Source organism: Geminocystis sp. CENA526, from assembly GCF_050753365.1.
GTDB lineage: Bacteria > Cyanobacteriota > Cyanobacteriia > Cyanobacteriales > Cyanobacteriaceae > Geminocystis.
Genome location: NZ_JBLZFY010000211.1, coordinates 1 through 2,742, shown reverse-complemented (window position 1 = coordinate 2,742; position 2,742 = coordinate 1). Strand labels below are relative to the sequence as shown.

Annotated in this window: 3 protein-coding genes; all 3 read right to left on the bottom strand. The window is 35.7% G+C overall.

Annotated features, from left to right (window positions below; genetic code table 11):
* A partial coding sequence (locus ACN4EE_RS22705) for a protein kinase domain-containing protein (RefSeq protein WP_431708790.1) occupies positions 1–770 on the bottom strand: 770 nt, incomplete at its 3' end.
* Positions 771–910: 140 nt separating this feature from the next.
* Positions 911–1,849 carry a D-alanyl-D-alanine carboxypeptidase family protein gene (locus ACN4EE_RS22700; protein ID WP_431708789.1) on the bottom strand — a complete coding sequence of 313 codons (939 nt, stop codon included), beginning with the start codon at positions 1,847–1,849 and terminating at the stop codon, positions 911–913.
* Positions 1,850–1,872: 23 nt separating this feature from the next.
* Positions 1,873–2,742: SH3 domain-containing protein (locus ACN4EE_RS22695; RefSeq protein WP_431708788.1), on the bottom strand; the 870-nt coding region annotated here is incomplete at its 5' end.

The following is a 2,742-nucleotide window of genomic DNA, read 5'->3' as shown; positions in this document are numbered from 1 at the left end:
GGATACCTTTGACTTAAATCGATTTTCGAGGCTTTTTCTAATACTAGCCTTAAATTTGAGGGCAAATTGGGGATATAGCTTTGCCAGTCTAACTCTCCCGTGATGTTATTATTCGGGAGTTCGATCGGGTACTTTCCTGTTAAACTGTAAATCATAGTTAAGCTCAGGGCATACAAATCGCTACTAAAAACCGTTCTTCCTGTGCTTTGCTCTGGGGGGATAAATCCCCTCGTACCAACGATTACAGAGCTTACCGTTGAGCCACTACTTAAACTTACCGCGCCCATAGTTTCTTTCACTGCCCCAAAATCGATTAAGACGGGCAATTTATCCGATTCTCGAATGATGATGTTTTCTGGTTTAATATCTCGATGAATGATGTTTTTGCTATGGATATATTTAAGAGTATTAAGCAAGGATGACAAAATAGATTCACATTGGCTATGGTGAATAGTGCCTAATTCGGCTAAACTTTTTCCTTCAATATATTCTTGAACTAGGTAAAATTCTTCGTTTTCAACAAAATAAGCGTATAAAGTGGGGATTTGAGAGCAATTTTGTCCTAATTCTTCTAATACTTTGGCTTCTCTTTCAAATAGTTGTTGAATCAGTTCGATCGAAATATTATTCTGATGAAGGGGTTTGAGTTTTTTAATGACAACCTGTCTTCCTGAAGGCATCTGTAAATCTTGGGCGAGAAATGTATCCCCAAAGCCACCGCTACCTAAACTTTTAATGATTTTGTATCTAGTTTCGATCGAACCTGTCATAATATTTTCCCTCAATTTAAGACTAATTTAAGACTATACTTACTTATCAGGGTGATATACTTAAATTATGCACTTTAACTTAAAAAATTACACACAAATATTTATAGAATTGTTACGACTTAATACAAATTCTACTTTTATTAATTTTGATATAGTAAAGTTCGAGGTAAAGCAAAAATCGAATTAGCACGATTTGAACCAACGTAACGCCAATGCCATGGCTCAAAACTAACTCCTTGAATATTATTTTTGGGAAAAGATAACTCAAAACCATATTTATAAGCATTATTAACTAACCATCGATAGGCTTCGGTATTCTCAAATTGAAATTTTAAATCCAAAGATGGTTGTTTCCCATCTCCTATATCTAAAGCATATCCTGTATGATGTTCACTATGCCCCGGAGGGGCGCTTAATTTAGAGGCGGCTTCTTTACTACCTCGTTTTTGAATTTGTTTTTCAAATAATTTTGCTTGATCTGAAATCGATCGAAAACCTGAAATCAAGACTAAATCAACCCCTTGAGCTTGAGCATCCGCTTTCATGCGCTTAAATGCTTCTCCTGCTTCTCGATCTAAAAATTCTGTTCGGTGATAATATTTCCCCATATTTATTAAACGTTCTTTTGTAGCTTCAGAAAAAGGAAAATGACCATAAACAGTCTGAGCTAAAATCGTTTCTGTGGGGGAAATTTGTTTTGGTTGATTAGTTGTTGATGGTGATGGATTTACCTGTTGTTGGGGAATTTGGGGAAGTTGATTCTCTATTGTTTGGGGGGAATTGAGAGCAGAATTAAGTGATTCTGTTACCGAAGAAACATTAGATTCCACTGATGGAGCTACACTTTCCGTTGGTGTTGGTAAGGAGGAAATTTCAGGAGGTTTATTTTCATCCGTAAGAGGTGGATTTTCTGAAGGATTATTAACTGATGAAGTTGATTTTTCTTGATCTTGAACTTCTGATGATGATTCTGAAGATTGAGGTAAATACCACCAACCGAAAAGAATACCAACGATAACAGAAGCAATAAAAAAGTTGACTATTTGAAAGTTAGATTGTAAAAATTTGATAATTTTCATGATATTTTTTCGAGGGTATAAAACTAAAATTTGACTAATTGAGCCGCAATCCATCCTGTTGTACCTGAATCTGGATGATAGACTCTATACCACATATAACCACCTCGATCGTAATCATTGCCTAATATTTCTATTCTTTGTCCTGTATATCCTTGACCTACTACAGAGTAATTCGTACCGGGTCCAGAACGAATATTTTTACTTCCAGACTTACCACTAATGGAAGCATAAGAACCGCTATTTATACCCGAACTTGAAGGATTAACAACTACTGTTCTAATTTGTGGTTGACTTTTTGCTTTAATTTCAGCTTGTTTTCGTGATTCTTCGGCTTTAGCCCTCGCCTGTTCTGCATCTAACCTCATTTTATCGGCTTCTTGTCGCTTAACTTCTTCTTCCTCTCGTTTTTTTTGTTCATCAGCTAATTTAGCTTCAGCTTCCTCTTTTTCTTTCTCCATTTTCTCTAATCTAGCCTGAGTTTCTGCCCTTTGTTGTACGATCAAAAAACCTCCTGACACTCCTAACGCTACTAATAAAGCAGTAATTATAATTACTAAAATATTATTATTTTGAGGATTACTGACAGAATTTTGATTGATGCCACTAACGGGATAACTAACAGGGGAGGGATTATTATTTATCGATGAATTGGGAATTAATACCGTTGGGGATGAATTAGAGTTAGTAGATTTTGATAAGTTAATATTGTTGACAGGAGGTACAACCGCTATAGTATTAATTTGACTCATGTGTAAGGCTTCATACATGGCTTGAGAAGTGGGATACCTTTGACTTAAATCGATTTTCGAGGCTTTTTCTAATACTAGCCTTAAATTTGAGGGCAAATTGGGGATATAGCTTTGCCAGTCTAACTCTCCCGTGATGTTATTATT